The sequence below is a fragment of the Legionella massiliensis genome (assembly GCF_000756815.1).
Taxonomy (GTDB): domain Bacteria; phylum Pseudomonadota; class Gammaproteobacteria; order Legionellales; family Legionellaceae; genus Tatlockia; species Tatlockia massiliensis.
In genome coordinates this window covers 11896-30902 of the sequence record NZ_CCVW01000002.1, presented here as the reverse complement: position 1 = coordinate 30902, position 19007 = coordinate 11896, and the positions used below count along the sequence as shown (strand labels likewise).

The window sequence follows — 19007 nt, the reverse complement described above, 5'->3', positions numbered from 1 at the left end:
CGCCATAAGGCAGGGATGATTGAAGCGGTCAATAACTATGCAATAACACCAGAAACTATTTGTTCTGTTTATGCTCAAGCCCTGAAACTCGCAGAAAAGACCACATCAGAATGGCGCGTTCAAAATAGATGGTATGCACTAGCTTGTTTAAAGCTTGGGAAATTTTATCAAGATGGTTTTGGCACGCCAAAAAGTGAAATCCAAGCCTATGGGCATTACTTGGAAGCAGCCAGCTTGGCGAATATCCCGGAGGCTCATTTTCAGGCAGCTTTTTTATTATTAGCTAATTATGAAAAACTCATGCCGGGTAGAACCCTAGAAGACGCTCAAAAACAAGCATTTAACTGGCATTACAAGATTTTTGCCAATCAAAATATTGGACAACATGCTGCTGGATTAACTAAGCTTGCAGACTGTTACTTCAGAGGAATAGGAACAGAGCCGAATCGCACTTTGGCTATCGAGTATTATAAAAGAGCTGATGCCTTGGGATATCGAATCGCAACCATGCGATTAGCCGAGCTTTATGAAACTGAGCAAAACCATAAACTTGCCTTTGAATATTATTACAAAGCAAGAGAAGCATCCCACCAAGCTGCCTATAAAGCAGGCTTTTATATGGAACAATTCTATGGAGCAAAGGACTTCACAGTCAGTGTGTCCATATCCCGTGAAACTGTTTATGAGCTTTATAAGACGGCTGCAAGTAAAGGAAATGATCAAGCAAGATTTGCACTAGTCCGTTGCCTGGAATTGGGATTCGGCATTAAGCAAGACAGACCGTTAGCCTATGACAAATATATGCAATTAGCTAATGCAGGCAATCTGGATGCGCGCTATAGAGCTGCTTTGTTATTATCAGACGATATAAGAAGTACAACTTTAGATTGTAAGACAGAAGCATTTACAAAACATTTCAGCGTTTTTAAAGGTACAACACATACGGAAGGGCTATGTGCATTGGCAAAGTGTTATCAAACTGGAACAGGAACAAAAACCGATCTGATTGAAGCTTTTATCTGTTATAAACAAGCGGCTGACCTTGGCTCTGCCGAAGCAATGTATAATCTTTTTCTCTGTTATCGCGACGGCTTAGGTATTCAAAAGGATATGAATCTTGCACTTAGCTGGTGTGAGCGTGCTTCACAGCAAAACTATATACCTGCTGTATATAGCACCGCATTGAATATCATCGACGGCCTGGATACCAAAACAGCTAAAGAAAAAGTGATTCCACTTCTTGAGCAAGCGAGCCAATCCATCACAGATGCAATCACTGTTTTAGGTCAATGTTATGAAAGAGGATTTGGCGTTGAAAAGAACGAGAAGCAAGCCCTTGAGTATTTTCATGAGGCCTTTGCGAAAGAGTGTCCTAGAGCGGCACTGGAATTGGGCCTTTATAATAAAAGGGAAGGCTACTTTTCCAGCGCACACAGCTATTTTGTCTTTGCGAGCAAAGCGGGATACGTACCAGCCTTCTTTTATCTGGGAGAATCACTTAAAAACGGATGGGGGCCTTCTGGCTTTGATAAGGAAATACGAGAAAAAGAAATTTTCGACAATTTTAAAAAAGCTTACGAGAAAAACAATGCCCATACCGAAGCAATGTTTCACTTAGGCTGGTGTTATGAACATGATATAGGCTGTGACAGCGATTTGATGAAGGAGTTAAATACACAAAAGTCTTTCAAACCTAAAAAGGAATTAGCATTAAAGAAAGCCTTTGAATTGTATGAAAAAGCAGCAAAAAACCCCTACTTAGGCCAAGCAAGTTTTGCTCTTGGATTATGTTATATGTATGGAAAAGGTACGGAGACGAATAAAGAAAAAGCTAAAGATTTATTTATTGCTGCAAGCAAACAAGGCATAGACGAAGCCTATTTCGAACTGGGTCTTTTATATGATGAAAGGGGTAAACCAAATAAGGCTTTTGAGTATTATCTGAACTATGCGCAAGCAGTGCATCACAAAAGAAAGCTCTTCCTTGATCATTGCGATAAAGAACAGAGTCTCCTCATGGAATCCCAAAAACTGTCAGAACAAGAACCTTTGCCTCGACTCAAACCATTACTGCCAGTAAATAATAAAGATGTATTTTCTGCTTTACTTATACCTGCCAGCCCGATGCTTTCAACTCCTGAAAAAAATATACCTGCAGAAGATCCGTCGGAACTTATATTCAAGACGGCACGTATATTTTCTGGTGTTGTCGAACGATTATATAAAAATAGTTTGCCTCCCACATTTCAATCTTTTTTCAGTGAAAAAACGCCGGAAGAAACAAGGAGAATTGCGCGGGAATATCATGAAAACCTTGTTAAGCCTCAAAAAAGCTCATTAAAAGCAGAGATTTTCCTGAAAATTGCGCTGAGTAAAAACCATCCGGAAGCAGCCTTGAGATTAGGTGATTTTTATTCAGGCTTATGTTTTTCTACAGGAGAGGATATAGGTTCATCAGAGCCTGATATATTTTTAGCGCTTGAATATTACGAACAAAGCTCGCATCCTATTGCCAAAGAACGACTTAAAGATCCAAGCGTATTAAGGGAAGAGTCCTATTGGGTTGAATTCTTCAAAAAGGCCTGTGACCAATCGCTTAAATGGATTGAAACACTCACTGCTCCTGAGAAATCTTTAAACGCTGCTGAAAAAAGCGACTTAAGAAACACACAAGAAAAAGTACAAAATATCCAGTATAAGCTAGGAAAATATTATTCAAGAAAAGCAGAACGAGCAGAAACTGCGAAATCATCTCAATTCTTTCCAAGCCCCAATGAACGCGAACAATTCATGGAGGAAGCAAAAAAATATTTTCAAATGGCTGCGGATCAAGGGCATGAGGAATCTATCAACGCTTTACATGATTTAAACGCTTTGAGCGTAGTAGCTCTACAGAATTGAAAAGTCATCTATTTTGAACTATTGATTTTTAATGCGCGGAATTTACAGTCCTCTGATAAATTTTTAAGTAAAATTTATCAGAGGACTGACTGCTACGCAGACTCATCGGTTTTCGGTTTCACCTTTTTAGGCTGCAGTACGGCAAGAAGCTCTTCGCGACGTTTAGCCAAATAGATTCCTAATGATTCACGTTGTTGTTCAGTTAACTCAACAGGAGACTTTTCCAGCAGGTCTGCAATGAATTCTGCCATATCCAGCATTTTGTCGTAATTGTCAGCTTCTTTTCTATCCACAAAGGTTTCTACCTCCTGGCCATTGCGAATCACCACAAAGCGGGTTTCAACAGTCATTTATTCGCCTATATCTCAGTGCGCGGGAGCTTGATTATAGCCCTATATTAGCGACTACCACCATCCCAAAGGGTATTTTGCCAGTGGCTAATGGAGCCATTATCCCCGCAGCGCAAGCAATGCCAGATAATGAAGAAACTTCTTGAGTCGATACAGGCATCAATTTTTCCTGTGCAGCGTTTTTTATGAACACTATTCCAGCATAAAATGTGTGCCTTAGAGCAAGGTCCAGATGCCGTTACTGAGCTGATAATTCCAATAATTGCTGCAGTACGTTTCCTCGCCGAAGCAGGTAGGGTATCAGAGATTTCTCCGTGTTCATTAAGTAACTGACTTATATTAGTAAGAAACGTGCGGCTCATGTTGTTATCTGCCTGGAAGAGGTCATTATTTCTCTGCTCTCAAAATAACCATTTTATCATAGTGATTTAAACCCACCGAGGAAAACACTCTAATCATTATGTTTCGCCCCTTTATGCAGATTTAAGATCAATGCCGCCAGCGCTCTTTACTATTGGTACCTTAGATCCTTTGTTGGATGATTCGTTATTTATGTATACGCGATGGCTGGCTGCAGGAAATGAAGCAAAACTCATTCTTTGCCCTGGAGGTATCCATGGTTTTACTATGATGCCAACATCACTGGCAGAGGAAGCAAGAGCGGATATGTTGGAATTTTTAGAGTCCTACTTGTAGGTGTAAGGCAATTACAAATTCTTAGCAACTCAAGATATTACTTCTTCCGTTTCCCCAATCTTTAATTAGGTAAGTATAGCTAAGCTAATTTTGTGACAACTATAGAAAACTCCTCAGTAATTGCTCGCATTTCCTCAAAACGAGTTTTCACCGCTTTGCCATTCTGGGCAATTGTCTCTAAACGCTTAACCATTTGCGATTTGTTTTCAAGCGTCTTTGGCGTCTCTAATTTGCTTTCTTTTAAGCGCGCGACGCCATTTTCAACCTCAGGGAAGGGAACTCCTGAGCGAATATAATATTCCGTTGGGTTTAGTTGCTCTTTTGTTGTGGTACTGAAAAAAGCAGTTAATTGAATGACCGTATCTTTGAACTCTCCAATTGCCTTTGAATATTCAGTATGTTTGAGCAAATGATTTGCCCTATAGCTGCTTTGATCATCATGCTTTAATTCTCTTGAGTGTATTTATCTACTTGACCGCGGGATCCGGTGTTCACTCTGAGCCCATAGATCCCGCGGTCAAGCCGCGGGATTTTGGGATGGGGGTGACCTATTACGAGGTTAAGAAACAAAGTTGTACGGAATGTCTATATCTGGTAATTTTTCTTTTATATTTTCAAGCGCTTGTTCAAAATTGTGGGCTTCCATTATTGCTGTCAATAAACTAATTCGCTTATCAATATAACTGTACCTCTCTGGCGATGCTGTCTCTTTGACTTTCTTGTTTTTTGCAACTCCTTTGGCCGCAATCTCTTGGATTACATTAAACGCCTCTTTATGATTCAGAGCGTTTTTTAGCTTGGATAAATTTGGATACAACGAACTCTTTAGTTTTACGCCCGGTTCAATAAATTCAGGGTTGTCCAGAATGATACTAAGCTTTTCATAAAGCTCATCATTTGAGCTATCGGTAGAAGATGTCGCTGGTTCGTTTGCTTCAGTTGTATTATTTTCATTTACAGCTACATCAAAATTGAGCTCGAAACTTTCGTCGCCATAAGAATAGTAATCAACTTGTCGTTGTTGTTTAAACGCGTTTAAAATTTCTGATAAAACTTGTTCTTCATTTGGCCCACCAAAACCTTCTGGTCTTTGGTTTTCTGGATATAATTCATAAATTGCCTTCAGTATTTGAAGATTTGTAGATGCTATACTCAATACACTCAAGCCTTTATTATTGATACGGTTTACTGCATCGACCCTTTGCTGCTCAGTAAGAAATTCAAGAGTTCCCTTCAAAGAACCATAATTCGCTGCTACCAAATGCAACACCGTTTCATTATTTTTGTTGCACAAATTTACTAATGCAAATCGTTGAGTCTCAGGTATAAGTTCAAGAATGGTTCTCAACGTGTCTGGGTTGTGGGAGGCTCGATGCAGTACTGTATTTCCTTGATTATCAGTGGCACTGATTAACTCTATCCGTTGCGATTCGGGAATAAGCTCAAGGGTGTCTTCCAAAAAATATGTATTTATTGCTATTAGCATTAGCAATGTGTCGCCATCAGAATTAGCTAAAAACAACAATTCGACTCTTTTATCTGTTGGTAGACGCTGAAGTATGGTTTGTAAAAGCTTCGGATTGCTCACTGCATAGTGCAAGACTGTATTGCCATCAACATTGCGTACACTAAGTGCTTTGAATAGTTGATCTGCGGATAGTGAAGCGATAATCATGTTAAAGAATTCAGAATGATGTACCATTAAATGTAATACTGTTTCGCCTCTCTTATTTTGATAATGAATATTAACGGGCATCGTATTGATGAGGTGACGAATTATATCGCGATTTTGGCCTCTGAGAGCCGTCATTAATAGGTTATCTTCGTTTATATAATTTACTACATCAGTTCTGCAATTTTTACTTGCTAGTTCAGAAAAAACCTCCCAATAACCTCCGTTTGCCGCCCAAAACATTGCGGTTCTCATATATCCATCATAAATATCAATTCCGGCACCTTTATCAATTAAATATCGAGTCATATCCAGATCGTTATTCCTTACGGCAATTATTAATGGGGTAAATTCGTAGTCGTCTTTCATATCCACATTGGCACCTTTCTCAACAAGATATCGAGCAATAGCTCTTCCTTCTTCTGATTTTTGTGTATAAAGGAGCGATTCCAATGCATTGATTAAAGCGGAGTTCCCATATGTATCCTGAATATCCAGATTAATGTTCCGTTCAGTTAATTGTTCAAGTAATTTATGATTGGCAGATAGTACTGTTGCATGCAAAAGACTTTGTCCATGAGTGTTTATGGAATTAATATACGCACCTTGATCAAGTAAAGCGAAGGCAAGATTCAGCTCGTTATTATTCAAGTGATCAACATATTTACGATTAATTTGAATTAGCTGAATAAGCTCTTCTGTTCGATTACCTGCTGCATCAACTAACAACTGATAGAGAGGGCTACTTTCTTGGTCTTGAGTAGAAAAGATCAAATAGCTTATCGCTTTTTGTAACTCTACATTCGATTTTAAGTCTGTATTGCTGCTAAATAATCCCTTGAAGTATTCATGTGTTTTGGTCGTAATCTTGTGTTGAAGAGTCCCTGAATCTACTCTCCCCAAAAAAATATAAGGCATCGATGCGTCGGCTATTAATAATTGAGAGATGGAATCACTATAGCCTATATAATCTATCGCGTTCAGTTTGATTGTTGGATAGTCTTGTAATGCTATCTGAGTGGTAATACCGCTTTGTGCGCCAGTATTTATTTGTCTGATGCCATGATTTTCGCATAGAGTTATACTGAGGTAGCGATAAAAATCAGAAACTTGAGATAAATGTACTTGCGAGACTGCTTCTATAGAATCAAGACACAAGTTTCCGTCTCTATCACACCATACCCATGATTGTGCAATAATACGATCAGTCAGATTGGGATAATTTTCATCCCCTTGAAACATCACATAGAATCCACTATTAGGCGACTCAATGCCGTGTTTCGCGCAATCAGTACCTGCTCCGCCTAGATATTGGCAACAATCGGTTATTTTTCCCAGGCAAGCAGCAAGTGCAGCACCAGCATCACTTTGGGTATCAAGTTTGGTTAAATAACAGTTAGGATATCCAAGATCAGAGCCCTTAATTAGGATTGCCGGTATGGCCTGATCGTCATTGTGTCGTTTAAGAGAATAAAATAATTCGATATTTTGTGTGCTAATTCCATGGTCGATTAGGATTTTATGCGCTGCATTATTATCCGCTTTATACGCTTCATAAAAGGCTTGTAATATTGTTACAGAGGCATCTTGTAAAGGTAACCCTTTACTCAGTTCAGCAAGTTCTATACTCAAGCGAGATTTTTCCTGACTTAATTGCATTAGCTCTTGTTTACGATTTAATTTGTCTGCTTCTGTTGGATTGATTATAGGAGTTTGTTCAATTTTCGAATATTTTTGGTTTACTGATTGTAATTCCTTTTCTTTAGCGGTTATTGCTTGGATATTTAGTGATTTTCTCTCTTGGCGTTGTGCAATAGCCTCAATTGCCGGAATATGAGGAAGCAACTCTCTGAAACGTGGATTTGCCATGTATGATTTTTTATTAGCTATTTTTTTCCATTGCTCAAAATTACATTCTTCAGGTGCAGGTAAATCAAACAAACAGGCATCATGAACAAGATATCTTGACTTGGTGCCTACAGAAATGGCTTTTAGATATTCATTTACGGACTTTTCATCATTAAATATCAGAGATAACTTGAGCGCATGATCCTCTGCGATCCCGTTTTTTTCCTCAAGATAGGCTAATTGACATAAAGGAAGAATTTTTTGATATAAAGAATGATTATAATGAATACCCCAACGACCTGAATTGGGATGCATCTCGGAAGCAGGTAGAATGTCATTAGAAGATAATAAATCACCCAAGCCATAACCAACCACTAACTTTTTGAAATACATTATTTTATCTGCATCATGGGAGGTTGTTATAACATTGAGTAATTTGATGAGGCTATCTTTTGCTTTAGCATGATTTACTTTGTCACGCTCTTTTATCTTGTCGCGTGCATTTTCTGGTAATCTACTCGTGTCTGTTTTTTGGCTCCATTGTCTTATTTGTTCAATATTATTTATTATCTGAATGACGTTCATAGTTTCCTCATTAATTCATTAATCATTATTATAGATAAGATTAGTATCTCTTAAGCAATTGAGCCAACCTGATATTTCTAGACCTTTCAGATCAGTTCCTATTGGGCACATCAACTGTTTTTTCTAGGATTAGATGTACTATAGCATTCCTCGTAATTATCAAAGAACGCAGCGCCAAATTGGCTGCTGTGAAGCTGCGCGTTATTTTTCAAGAGGAATTTTGCTACTTTCCGCGCTTCCTCAGTAATGTCGTCCTCAACGGTGCCGCTTTAGTGTGTAAAGAGGAGGAATTTCCCCTGCATTCACATCAGCCCGAATCACTTATAAAAACTCAAATATTTGTCTTTATTTGCCAGATACATTTGATGATCAAGAGAGTAATTTGGGGTTAAGTCCCTATGCTTCCAATACAAAAACGCCAGTGAAAATCTATGTTTATTGTGATGATCTAGATAGCCGTTATCAAAAAGCAATGGATTATGGTTTGCAAATAGTAGCTCCTCTTTCTTTACAGTTTTGGGGAGATCGCGTTTTTCGTGTTTTAGATCCTGAAGGATATCTGTGGGAGTTTGCAACGACTGTTGCAGAACGCAATTCAGACCGTTTTCAGCCAACTTTTTATTAATTGCTCAACTTAAGAAGAGTAAACAATTGTCCCTTCCTTTTTGCTTGCAGTATTTCTCGACAAAATATGCGCCATGTGATTAAAATATGGGCTTGGCTCTGGATTTGAGATAGCCTGCCTGATTTCAATAAATCCGCAGCCTTGACAAGCAAACCTATGTACAATTAATAGCTATATCTAAGATTGTAAGGAAAAAAATATATGCGAACTAAATTTACACATTTCTCAAATAATTTTGAGATTGCATGCAAAAAAATAGAGTCTGATGCAAATTTTCAACCCGATATTAATAACAAAGATTTGATGGCCTTGGTTCGTGATAATGAAGGTAATGCTAGGCACACCCCTAGAAGATCTGCTTTAGCAATCCAGCGGTCTGATATTAAACCTGCAGACTCTTGCGCAATCTATCAGATTAAAATCGCAAAAAAGGGTCCGATTGATGAAGATTTGGATCTTCCTGTTTGGCATATCGATGATTCTGCAGTAATCCTTGTTAACGGCAAAGGTGATCTTTCACTGCATAGCAAAGAAAATGCTGAAAAAGGTTGTTTTGATTCCCCAGTAACTCATTTATCCCCAAATGATTTTCTAAATTGCTCAACCTTGCATCCAGCGCCATTGGATACCTATGCTGGTCCTCAATATTAACAGACATCCATCGGGCAATAGGGACTTCACAGTCCTTACTGCCTCTAGCTCAAAAGTCTCTCAGAATTGATACTCTAATTACTTAATTGTTCCATAAAATCCAATAGGTAGACTTCTCTTTTGTTCGAACAGTATAAAGAGGTCGGCTAAGGTTATTTTCTGGCTGTAATAAACGACGAAAGAGATCATCAAAAAACTCTGGCGAATCAGTAAAGAAGTGATGCAAATTCCTAGTACGGTTAATTGGCGTTGCATCGACAACAGAAACTTCTTTTGCTCCTTTGCTCTGTAAATTCAGCAATTCAAGAGCCTCCTCGTACTCATATTCGGTAGTTCTGTCTTCAGGAGGTATCGAGATTTGAGCTTTTCGACCCAGTGGTCGGCTCCCATTCAACCAATAACTCATTAGCAAGGCACGATCATTTGAACTTACATAGGCCGTCAAATGCTTGGACAATGCTTTGACTTGTTCGGCAAATTTTTCATCAAAAGCTTGGGCAGAGACATCTGGCGCAGAAAACACTACATGATCGATCTTAGGACCTCCCTGGAGCATGTCTGGTCGTTTAGCTAGCCAATCGAAAGAATCACAGATTAGTTGGCAACCAAGGCTACTGCCCATCAACCAAACTTTGTCTGCTCCTGCGTGGTGAATAACGGAGGTGAGAACCTTACCCAAATCAGGAGCAGACTGGTTCGCTATATTTTGGGCTGACCGATACCCTCTAAGTCCATCTCCTTGATTACCTGGCCAATCGAACAGCAAGATCGGTGTATTAATATCTAAGACATAACCAGTATAGGCTGTTTTGAGTGCTGCAGACTGAAACCAATCTCTATAACCCCAAACTATAATTAACAGCGATTTTTGCGGAGAAGCAAGTACAGCTTGACGTAATTGAGACAAAAATTGATCTTCAGGTAGTTCTTTATGGGCTAACCACTCCATGTTATTGGTATCAAACCAAGCCAAAGGCTTTATGGGTAAATAGGGGGAAATACGTACATTAAATGTGCCGAAGGTAATATTATTACTGAGTTGGTTTCCTTGGTCTTTTATGGTTTGCTTATTATTAATGCGATTGGTGCTGTAAAAAAATTGAAAGCGCTGAGGATCTCCATTCTGGATGCTGGGTAAACGAGAGGTGAATGCTGAGCGAGAAGGGATTGGGCCAGCACCCGTGAAGTTTAGGACGACGTAAGCTGAGATAAAGGCTACCACAACCAGTGCAATAATGAAAAAACTGCTCAATAACAAACGGTTATATAAAATTCTCATCTTTTTATCCCTAAGGCTCTTCTCTTTCAACAAAGAAAGCCAAGCTAATTTCCCTAATTTATACCCGTGCGCTCTATAAAATTTGTCGCTTCCATATCATCCGAATCATCCAGAAAGCCGATAATGCTGCGGTTAAATGTTTCAAAGTATGTCCACTGATAATACCTCTACAGAACTGATAAATCTGTGCATCATAGAGTTCGAATGCTTTTGCTAAACCATAGAACAAGGTAATTATAGCGATATCCCAGGAGCGGGTATAATGAGACTGCAACAGCAGCATTATCAATGCTAATAAGCATGTATAGGCTTGCACCGCCGCATAAAGTCGCAAATCACCAGCTCCATGAAGCTCGCTAACATGCCATTGTAAAACACTAAAAATGCCAATCATTAGAAGAAAAGGCCATAACCAAAAAGCTAGACGGCTGTTTATTCTATCGGATATTAGGGCTGAGACAAATGATATAAAAACAATAGTCATCGGTAGCCGATCCCATACTAGGCGACTATTGTCTGGTACTAAATGGTAGTAGCCTGAACCCAATGCTACCAAAATCAGTCCAAGCGAAAGGCTGACCCAAAACCAGCGCTCACTACTATCTATAAACTGGATTTTGCTATGAGAAAATAAGAGGAACAAGCCCCAAATTCCTATTAAGGCAAAAGACAGATTAGATAAAACATTGAAGGCATTGTTGATACCTAACCAACTTCGTTGATCGGCAAAGTTGTGATAACTTTGCGATTGTGGAATAGGTGGGAGCAATAAGCCAATCACAAGCATTAGCAGTACGCTGCCAAGCAAGATGATGACACCTGTTTTTTTTGAAACCCAAAGCTTCTCCATTGTTACTCTGACAATAAATAGCTATTGATCATATTAAATTCAGGAGCTGTCTCTAAAAGCAAGAAATATTTTTTGCAACGCAACCGATAATCAGGAATAAAGGAGATGAAGGTGCCTAAATAGATGTGCTGCAAGAGATATAGAAGTAGACTGATCTTGCCATCTTTTATATACAAAGAGAAACCATTCTAGAACCCATACTCCAACCCACTATTTTTCTTGAAAATAAATCCATAACAACCGCTAAATAAAGCCAGCCTTCCTGAGTCCAGATATACGTAATATCGGATACATAAGCTTTATTCTGAGTTTGCGGCAGAGCTGCGTGACTAAAGACATCTCTATAGCATGGGTATATGCGGTGTGGGGTAGACGGCCATGTCCTTTAGGTTTTTTAGCCTCACAAGGGGCTTGATTAGAAGCCTCTGATTTTTCAGCGTCTGTGATGGCGTCGGGCTTTGCTATCGTTGGTGATTGCTTTTGAGTAGTTTTAGCGCCTTTGCCAAAGAGAAGCCGCTTTAAATTCGATACCGTAATTTTATGCTCGACTAACGCTTTGGGTATCCATGAGGCAAGGTTAATACAGCCAATCACAAAAGGCTTTATTTCGTCAGGAAGATTTGATGATTAAACAAAGTTAATGATTTCTTCTATCTCTTCTTGAGACTTCTCAATCACATTGGGTAACTCTTTGCCTGGAGCCCTTGGGAATTATGTATTTCTAAAGGACGGCAAGATTAAATAATTAACGATTAAAATCAAAAGGTTCTATAACTAGGGTCGGTCTAAGCTGGTAGTTCTACTCATTCACAACCCCTAACAGCACATTCATCGATACTCTACTGAAACCTCACAAATGACTTCAATGCATTCTTATGACCTACCTTGTTCTAAGAAGAGGCTAATTGTATCAAGTTTAAATTCTTTAGGATTTATCGTCATTACTTTCCCCTGTTAAGCACGTTATCTCTTAACCTGGATGTCTGCATCTATTAGATTACTTCAACCCGTATTTATTGCTCCCTCACATCATTGATAAAACAAGGCCAAATAGCAAATCCTGGCAACTGGTCTATACTTGGATAAAATTTAAGAGAAAATAAAATGGCACTAACAAAACAAGATTATCTGGCTAAAAACCGTAGTTATGATGAAATTAGGCGGGCAGGCGCGATCGGTGATCTGAATGAAGGAATTGAAATAATACTGCATGATATTCCAACAAGGTTAATTGCATGGCCAGGGAATGGGTTTCAAACAGAAAGCGTACATGTATCAACACTGTCGCCTGAGATGGAATCTCCCATGTATACTTATCAGATTTCAGAAGAGGCTTTTTTATGTGTTCAAGGTAAAGGCGAAATATATCTTCGGGGAAAATGGGTAAGTATTGAGCCTGGTGATATGGCCTATTTTCCGGAAAATGTTCCGCACGCATTGCGTAATCCAGTCAGCAATAAGGAAGATTTTATTTTGGTGCACTCGATTACCCCTCCTTTGGTAAGTTTATATGAAGCCGCGGGTTTTTATATTCGTGAACTGGGATCTATTGATTTTGACGCAGCAGAAGAGGCAAAGAAAACAGCTGGTCGCGGGAAAATTTCTCCTGCCAATTTCCTTCGTTATAGAGACACTCATCAAGAGATACGCGCCTGGAATTTAAAATCATCTGATATTCGTCGTAATGGCGCTTTGTTCAATGTCTTTAGAGGGGCCGAATTTAATGCTAATGGCAGTCCTATGCGATTTATTCTGTGGCCTGGACATGGCACTCGTCAATGCGGATTTCATTTAACGCGTTGCGCGCCTGGGGATTCATTTGCTGCTCATACACATCCCATTTCGGATGAATGTGTTCCTGTCTGGGCCGGCTCGGCTCGTGGATATTTGGATGGTCACTGGTTTGAAATGTCGATCCATGAATGTCTGCTGGCACCCTGTGGAGTTCCTCATGGCGGTCCTTTAAATATAAAAACCAAAACGAGTGATAACTTTGTAGAGAATAGAGACACTCTTTGGGGAGGTTTCGCATCACCTCCTCAAGGTGACTTGTATTTGAAGGGAGGCTATATTAACAACCAGCTTATTGCTGATCCTCCTTCTATAAGGTTTACTAATATAGAGCCATTAGATAGATAAAGAATATCTATGATTCCTTGATAATTTCTTGAATAGGAAAAAATATGGAAAAGGATTCAGTGTTAGTACATTCCATTTCCTCAAAGTTAAGTGTGTGTAGAGCAGGGATTAACGCCCCGCTCTGTAAGATTGGTTGAAATAAATCTGTGGGTTTACCAAGCCTTTTCCAACGAAGTTTTTGGGGCTAAGGTGAATGAATCATCCATCTACCAATGACGTTATATGTTCGTTTGAAGCTGCCATATTTGTTTTTCCTATAATCAATAATTTTGAAAAATCAGACGACATGTAATCACTGTCGCTGATTGAATGATAATTGCGCTATTTGATTGATTAATGAGGAGTTAAAATTGCTATTAGAAAGCTAATAGTCCGTATGTGAATTACTAATGGTTGATATAAAAGATATTCGGGGATCCTCAAGTTAAAGTCTGTGTTTAATTAAACAAACAAGCGATCTCAGTATCGACTATAGTTAGTAAGTAACCCCAAAATTAGGAGAAAATGATGCAGAAACCTAATTTAGTTGGAATTAATCATGTTGCTCTTGAAGTCGGGAATATCGAAGAAGCTCTCAGCTTTTATGAAGAAATTTTCTCTTTTAAATTACGAGGCAAAGGAAAATCAATGGCTTTTATCGATTTAGGTGATCAATTTCTGGCATTAATGAAAAGTGAAAACACTGTTCCTGATAAAGGAAGACATTTCGGCCTGGTTGTAGACAATCGTAATAATGTAAAAGAATTAGCCATTAAAGCCGGGGCAAAATTAATTGATGGTCAGTTTCTAGATTTCTTAGATCCTTGGGGTAATCGTATTCAAGTCGTTGAATACGCCGATATTCAGTTTACAAAAGCTCCTCAAGTTTTAAAGGGAATGCATTTAGATATTAAAAAAAATCAGAATGCGTTGAAGGAGTTAAAGGATAAGGGTATGAATTAAAGGCAGAGATCAGCTTGCACATATAGCATTTGGTAAGATTTGGTCGAATTCCCATCCTTAGTAGCATTGATAAGATATATTCAGCAGAGCTCATTAAATATCTATAACTTTCTTTGCTTGTATGACATTCAGATTTAAATTTTGCGATTGAAAAAAGGGCGCGTAGCCATTCTACCTAAGCCTTTTTTGTAATAGGTCAGCCCCGCCCCAGTATCGAATTCCCGCGGCTTGACCGCGGGAATTCGTGATGGGACTGACCTATTACCCTATGACAGAATTTTGCGCTTAAGGAACCTATTACAATGGATTCCACTCAGGCTTAAACGGTATAAGAAGAACGTAACTCTTTAATAAACAACTCTATTTTGATTAAAATTTTGTGGTTCCAGTATTAGCAGGCTGAGTATTAACAGGCTGAGTATTAGCAGGTACAGTATTTGTAGACCCACTATTCTTAGGTTCAATCTTCTCAATTGTTTTGTTCACTTTTTCTTTTAAATTCTGAAGAGTAGGAGATATCTTGTTTACTATCCATTCTGTCATCGGCTGAAAATACATAACAACTTTTGATTCACGCCATTCTGGTTTAGAGGCTGAAGGAGTCAGCTGGACAATGTAGATAATAATAATAGTTATAATTGCCGCCCGAACAAGACCAAATAAGGCTCCAAAAAAGTTATCAATAAACCCTAAATCACTAAATAGAAATATCATTCTTAAAAAATAGTTAACAAATCCTCCAATAATAAGCGTAACTATAAAAATAAGGAGAAACATGCCAATCAAAAGCAGATAGGGAATAGCCTGATCATTTCCCTTCGGTTTTGCAAAGTACTCAGCTAATTGAGGCGCGTACTTAATGCCTAAATAAACCGCCACAATCAAAAAAAATAGTGATACGATACTTCTAATGAATCCACGAACTAGACCAAAGATAAAAGATAAGAGAAAAATAATAAAAAAGCCAAGATCTATCCAGTTCATGACGGTATTCATGGTAAATCCTTTTTGACATTGTATGTATATAATAGGCTATTTCTAGATAGGTGATAAAAAGAGGGACGAATAATGACAAAAACGGTAATTGAGGTTTCAGAGTTACTTTCTTATGAAAAATACGGATTCACGCAATGCGTCCAAGTGAATAATTTAATTTTTGTCACTGGCCAGGCAGGGCAAGATAAAGAAGGACGAGTTATTGCAGATAATATTGAAGACCAAACTAAACAATTATTTAAAAATATTGAATATGCTCTTCAAGCTGCAAACTCAGGTCTAGAACAAATTATATCCATGACCTCCTATATTATTAACATTGAGAAAAATGGTCCCGCTTATTTTGCAACGAGAAAAGAATGCATGCCAGTTTCTTCTTATACTAGCACTTCTGTAGGGGTTGCAGCATTAGCCCTTCCTGAATTGTTAGTTGAAGTTACCTGCATTGCTATACCTAAATAATAGGCCTGTACTTTGTGCCAGAAGCCTCGCCTCATTACTTTTTCTTTATCTAATAAGATTACTCTTACCTACAAAAACGGTCTAAAATTGTGTATAATGCTCTATTTTTAATCGGTCGTGCTGTGTTTAATTTTGAACCTGTTTTATGATAAGTTAGAAAAATTACACAGTAATCAATTCACAATTAGGGTTAATTTTATGCAAGAACGCAATATGGGTAAAGAAGCTGATAACAATGCCTTACCACAGATGGTAATACCTCAGTTTGCTGAATATGTCCTGGAAAGTGTAGATAATTTTTTCAATGTAAACTTTATAAGACCAGTAAATGATGCTTATCAACTTTGGCAAAATGGTAGTGAATATTTTATGAGTGAGGGGTATGAGCGCTCAAAGGAGACAGGGGTCGCCATTATTGATCCACTTCCACTTGGCGGAGTTTTGCGAAAACTTCCATTAATTTCTCGGGCCGCGAATTTAGTTCCCTCTATTTATATATTTTCTGGTACAAGGCAGAATTTAACAGCTATTGCTCAATATGGCGAGCAAAATAAAGATGAAAAAGCGCGCAAACCACATGACCGTGTGCAAGAGGCGACGGGTGCAACAACTATCGTAAATCAATTGGGTAAAGAAGCACGCAGCGAAAAGCGAAAAATCACCCGAAATTTATCGAGCACGCAGGCATTTTCCTATGCAAGAATGTTAGGAACCAATATTGACCAATTTTGGGATGACGAGTTAAGCCTTCAAGATAATATTACCTACATTGGCGCAAAAATTATTGGCAATTGTTTTTTAGGAATTAGTGAATTTCCTAAAAAATATATTAGATTTTTACGAGAAGCTAATGATCTAATTGCTGATGGGGATGCTAGTTCAGATGAATTTGCTGATATGCGCAGGAAAATATTGCAGATGAGTGCTGAAATCCTTAGTGGAAATAGCGATGAGATTTTGAGTAAAAATGCTTATGCAAGTACTCAGTTCGAATCAACTGGTAATGAAAGCTCAGAAGAAATGAAGGAAAAATTAATCGCATCACATTCTGGTGCTGGCTTCATTGTTGAGAGTAATTTATCCTTTTTAATCATGGTTGCCTTAGCCTATGTTAGTGCATCATCCGATATTATTGAGCAACTACAAAATGAAGTTAAAGATGTAGACTTAAACAGTCCCCAAGACTTTGAGCAGCTTCTATTTTTAGATTGTATTTACAGAGAAGCCCTACGTTTTGCTTCTCCAACAGCCGTGGTGCCTCGCTATACATCAAAAAGTTCAGTCATAGATGTTGTAAGTACAAACGGCCAAAAATCCTCTTGTACTATTTATCCTAATGCTTATTTATTCTTTGCAATTCGTCCTATTCATCATGATCCAGAATTATGGCGGAACCCTGAATTATTTAACCCATGGCGGTTCATGAAACAGGCTGCAGCTCATGAATTACACTTTATCGGTGAAAACTTTTTTCCATTTTCAGCAGGTAGTCGCGGATGTCCTGCAGGGAATAGTTTTGTTGAGTATGCATTTAAGGGGTTTCTAGTCGAATTTTTCAAAAAGTACAAACTAGTCATCAGTGAACCATTAGAGTCCATTCCTGCATCGGCTATTCATCCTCGATGGAAAAATGAATATTATGGCAAGCTTGAAGAAAATAACGATGTTGAGCGGGTATTGATACACCTGCCTGGTGTCTAGAATGAAAAGCATAGTGATAAAGTTCTGCTGCTAATAAGTAAGGTAGCTTAGTTGATACCAATGTAAAGTTGGCTATCCCTACAAACAGAAAGGCTGCTGTGATACAGGACCGCCGAAAGCCCTGCATTAAATATGATACCTCAGTCACACTTTGATTTAAGAACCGTCAAGTGGCGCTTAGTATTTAAAACAAGTTTTATCCTAATTCAAGGGTAGTAATCCCATAAATGCCATTGACCGTTAATTTGGGCGCCCCTTTTAAATACATTCTTGCTGTGACAAATATTTTGCTCATGCCGTATTTATTGACTATGAAGTGTTTAAAAATTAATTTTAAGTTAAGTTGGCGGCTTTCTTAATGAAACAAGATACTTCAGGCTATGTAAATATGCTTAATGCCATCACTCAACAATTGGCCTATATATTGTATTAGTTTTGATTCGAATCGATTTTTATGGCAATACCAACACAGAGTTATTTTTTGTGAGTGATTTTGAAGCTCTAATTTTACCAACTCGTCATCGAAGTATTGCTCGGGCAAAGCACTCCATCCTAAGCCAGTTTTCACCAATAGTTTTATTGCGTCTAAAGAAAGTAATTCATGTTCTACAAAAAGAGTTAGCCCTTGGGTCAAAAGGATAAATTCCAAATTATCACGGATAGCAAAACCTCGCTGTGTTAAGATGCATGGATATTGAGAGAGCTCTTTTAGACCGATATTTTTTTCCTGGGCTAATTCATGGGTAGGTGTCGCAATAAAGAACACATCTTCCTCCTTGAGCGGATTAGATTTGATTTCACTGTCAACTATTAAATCCTCGGAGGTTAAAGCAATATCAATCATGCCATTTTGCAGCGCTGAAACTAGGCTTGGCTTTGGCATTTGCTTAATTTGAAAATTAGGGAAAATAATTTCATTTTTGATTAAATAATTGATGAATCGCGGTAAAAACTGCAAGGATGGATAGGCTGAAATACCAATAATAACTGGGATTTCAGAAAGCTGAGGATTTTTAAAATTATCAAGAGCATTGCACATGGTATGTAAAAGAGAGCGAGCATAAGGGATAAGTTGCTTTCCTTCTGTGGTTGGAAAAAGCATGTTGCCTCTCATTTCAAATAATTTTACTTTAAACACCTGTTCCAAATTACTAATGCGTTTACTGATAGTTGATGGAGCTATATGCAAACGCTTTGCAGCAATCGTAAACGAGCGGTATTCGTAGGCCATTAAAAAAGATTTTAATTCATTGCTGTTCATACAATTTGTTTTTCTATTAAGTGAAACCTATTGAATTTATTTTAGCACA

The 19007-nt window shown here is 38.3% G+C and carries 15 protein-coding genes and 2 pseudogenes; 8 read left to right on the top strand and 9 right to left on the bottom strand.

The window, feature by feature from the left end:
* Positions 1-15: 15 nt before the first annotated feature.
* On the top strand, positions 16-2901 hold the full coding sequence (locus BN1094_RS07440) for a tetratricopeptide repeat protein (RefSeq protein ID WP_245614247.1): 2886 nt from the start codon (positions 16-18) through the stop codon (positions 2899-2901).
* Positions 2902-2993: 92 nt separating this feature from the next.
* Here the strand turns inward: BN1094_RS07440 and BN1094_RS07435 are convergent, their stop codons facing one another.
* Together BN1094_RS07435 and BN1094_RS07430 are read right to left on the bottom strand one after the other, a co-directional pair.
* The gene (locus BN1094_RS07435) at positions 2994-3251 is read right to left on the bottom strand and encodes a YebG family protein (protein ID WP_043873830.1); all 258 of its coding nucleotides are present in this window, start codon (positions 3249-3251) and stop codon (positions 2994-2996) included.
* Positions 3252-3298: 47 nt separating this feature from the next.
* On the bottom strand, positions 3299-3613 hold the full coding sequence (locus BN1094_RS07430; protein ID WP_043873829.1) for a hypothetical protein: 315 nt from the start codon (positions 3611-3613) through the stop codon (positions 3299-3301).
* 97 nt (positions 3614-3710) lie between these two features.
* Between BN1094_RS07430 and BN1094_RS07425 the strand changes: the two are divergent.
* Positions 3711-3947, top strand: a pseudogene (locus BN1094_RS07425) (alpha/beta hydrolase); the annotation flags it as partial.
* A gap of 79 nt (positions 3948-4026) precedes the next feature.
* On the opposite strand, the gene BN1094_RS07420 reads toward BN1094_RS07425, so the two are convergent.
* Both BN1094_RS07420 and BN1094_RS07415 read right to left on the bottom strand, forming a co-directional pair.
* Positions 4027-4356, bottom strand: coding sequence for a hypothetical protein (locus BN1094_RS07420; RefSeq protein ID WP_043873827.1), 330 nt, complete (start codon positions 4354-4356; stop codon positions 4027-4029).
* A gap of 150 nt (positions 4357-4506) precedes the next feature.
* Complete coding sequence (locus BN1094_RS07415; RefSeq protein WP_043873826.1) at positions 4507-8052, bottom strand: ankyrin repeat domain-containing protein; 3546 nt, start codon at positions 8050-8052, stop codon at positions 4507-4509.
* A gap of 349 nt (positions 8053-8401) precedes the next feature.
* Here BN1094_RS07415 and BN1094_RS07410 point away from each other — a divergent pair, with 349 nt between their 5' ends.
* Together BN1094_RS07410 and BN1094_RS07405 are read left to right on the top strand one after the other, a co-directional pair.
* Positions 8402-8677, top strand: coding sequence for a VOC family protein (locus BN1094_RS07410; RefSeq protein ID WP_141650441.1), 276 nt, complete (start codon positions 8402-8404; stop codon positions 8675-8677).
* Positions 8678-8878: 201 nt separating this feature from the next.
* A complete protein-coding gene (locus BN1094_RS07405; protein WP_043873825.1) occupies positions 8879-9328 on the top strand; it encodes a hypothetical protein in 450 nt (149 codons plus the stop codon).
* 82 nt (positions 9329-9410) lie between these two features.
* Here BN1094_RS07405 and BN1094_RS07400 read toward each other — a convergent pair whose 3' ends face one another.
* The 3 genes and pseudogenes from BN1094_RS07400 to BN1094_RS19505 all read right to left on the bottom strand — a co-directional run.
* Entirely contained in the window at positions 9411-10607 is a 1197-nt protein-coding gene (locus BN1094_RS07400; RefSeq protein WP_043873824.1) for an alpha/beta hydrolase, read from the bottom strand.
* A 73-nt stretch (positions 10608-10680) separates the two neighbouring features.
* On the bottom strand, positions 10681-11457 hold the full coding sequence (locus tag BN1094_RS07395; RefSeq protein WP_043873823.1) for a hypothetical protein: 777 nt from the start codon (positions 11455-11457) through the stop codon (positions 10681-10683).
* Positions 11458-11641: 184 nt separating this feature from the next.
* A pseudogene (locus BN1094_RS19505) lies at positions 11642-11761 on the bottom strand (DDE-type integrase/transposase/recombinase); the annotation flags it as partial.
* Positions 11762-12561: 800 nt separating this feature from the next.
* On the opposite strand from BN1094_RS19505, the gene BN1094_RS07385 reads away from it, so the two are divergent.
* Positions 12562-13596: a cupin domain-containing protein gene (locus BN1094_RS07385; RefSeq protein ID WP_043873822.1), complete on the top strand. Its 1035-nt coding sequence runs from the start codon at positions 12562-12564 to the stop codon at positions 13594-13596.
* 504 nt (positions 13597-14100) lie between these two features.
* Positions 14101-14538: a VOC family protein gene (locus BN1094_RS07380; RefSeq protein WP_245614246.1), complete on the top strand. Its 438-nt coding sequence runs from the start codon at positions 14101-14103 to the stop codon at positions 14536-14538.
* Between the two features lie 369 nt (positions 14539-14907).
* On the opposite strand, the gene BN1094_RS07375 is transcribed toward BN1094_RS07380, so the two are convergent.
* Positions 14908-15534, bottom strand: coding sequence for a CvpA family protein (locus BN1094_RS07375; protein WP_043873820.1), 627 nt, complete (start codon positions 15532-15534; stop codon positions 14908-14910).
* 72 nt (positions 15535-15606) lie between these two features.
* On the opposite strand from BN1094_RS07375, the gene BN1094_RS07370 reads away from it, so the two are divergent.
* Both BN1094_RS07370 and BN1094_RS07365 read left to right on the top strand, forming a co-directional pair.
* Positions 15607-15996 (top strand): RidA family protein, encoded by a 390-nt coding sequence (locus BN1094_RS07370; protein WP_043873819.1) that lies wholly within the window; start codon positions 15607-15609, stop codon positions 15994-15996.
* A 198-nt stretch (positions 15997-16194) separates the two neighbouring features.
* The gene (locus BN1094_RS07365) at positions 16195-17697 is read left to right on the top strand and encodes a cytochrome P450 (RefSeq protein ID WP_043873818.1); all 1503 of its coding nucleotides are present in this window, start codon (positions 16195-16197) and stop codon (positions 17695-17697) included.
* Between the two features lie 373 nt (positions 17698-18070).
* Here BN1094_RS07365 and BN1094_RS07360 read toward each other — a convergent pair whose 3' ends face one another.
* Positions 18071-18958, bottom strand: coding sequence for a LysR family transcriptional regulator (locus BN1094_RS07360; protein WP_043873817.1), 888 nt, complete (start codon positions 18956-18958; stop codon positions 18071-18073).
* Between the last annotated feature and the right edge of the window lie 49 nt (positions 18959-19007).

Excerpts from the sequence above, each read along its gene's own strand:
- BN1094_RS07440 (WP_245614247.1), top strand. The coding sequence starts at position 16 with ATGATTGAAGCGGTCAATAACTATGCAATAACACCAGAAACTATTTGT.
- BN1094_RS07435 (WP_043873830.1), bottom strand. The coding sequence starts at position 3,251 with ATGACTGTTGAAACCCGCTTTGTGGTGATTCGCAATGGCCAGGAGGTA.
- BN1094_RS07430 (WP_043873829.1), bottom strand. The coding sequence starts at position 3,613 with ATGAGCCGCACGTTTCTTACTAATATAAGTCAGTTACTTAATGAACAC.
- BN1094_RS07415 (WP_043873826.1), bottom strand. The coding sequence starts at position 8,052 with ATGAACGTCATTCAGATAATAAATAATATTGAACAAATAAGACAATGG.
- BN1094_RS07405 (WP_043873825.1), top strand. The coding sequence starts at position 8,879 with ATGCGAACTAAATTTACACATTTCTCAAATAATTTTGAGATTGCATGC.
- BN1094_RS07400 (WP_043873824.1), bottom strand. The coding sequence starts at position 10,607 with ATGAGAATTTTATATAACCGTTTGTTATTGAGCAGTTTTTTCATTATT.
- BN1094_RS07395 (WP_043873823.1), bottom strand. The coding sequence starts at position 11,457 with ATGGAGAAGCTTTGGGTTTCAAAAAAAACAGGTGTCATCATCTTGCTT.
- BN1094_RS07385 (WP_043873822.1), top strand. The coding sequence starts at position 12,562 with ATGGCACTAACAAAACAAGATTATCTGGCTAAAAACCGTAGTTATGAT.
- BN1094_RS07380 (WP_245614246.1), top strand. The coding sequence starts at position 14,101 with ATGATGCAGAAACCTAATTTAGTTGGAATTAATCATGTTGCTCTTGAA.
- BN1094_RS07375 (WP_043873820.1), bottom strand. The coding sequence starts at position 15,534 with ATGAATACCGTCATGAACTGGATAGATCTTGGCTTTTTTATTATTTTT.
- BN1094_RS07370 (WP_043873819.1), top strand. The coding sequence starts at position 15,607 with ATGACAAAAACGGTAATTGAGGTTTCAGAGTTACTTTCTTATGAAAAA.
- BN1094_RS07365 (WP_043873818.1), top strand. The coding sequence starts at position 16,195 with ATGCAAGAACGCAATATGGGTAAAGAAGCTGATAACAATGCCTTACCA.
- BN1094_RS07360 (WP_043873817.1), bottom strand. The coding sequence starts at position 18,958 with ATGAACAGCAATGAATTAAAATCTTTTTTAATGGCCTACGAATACCGC.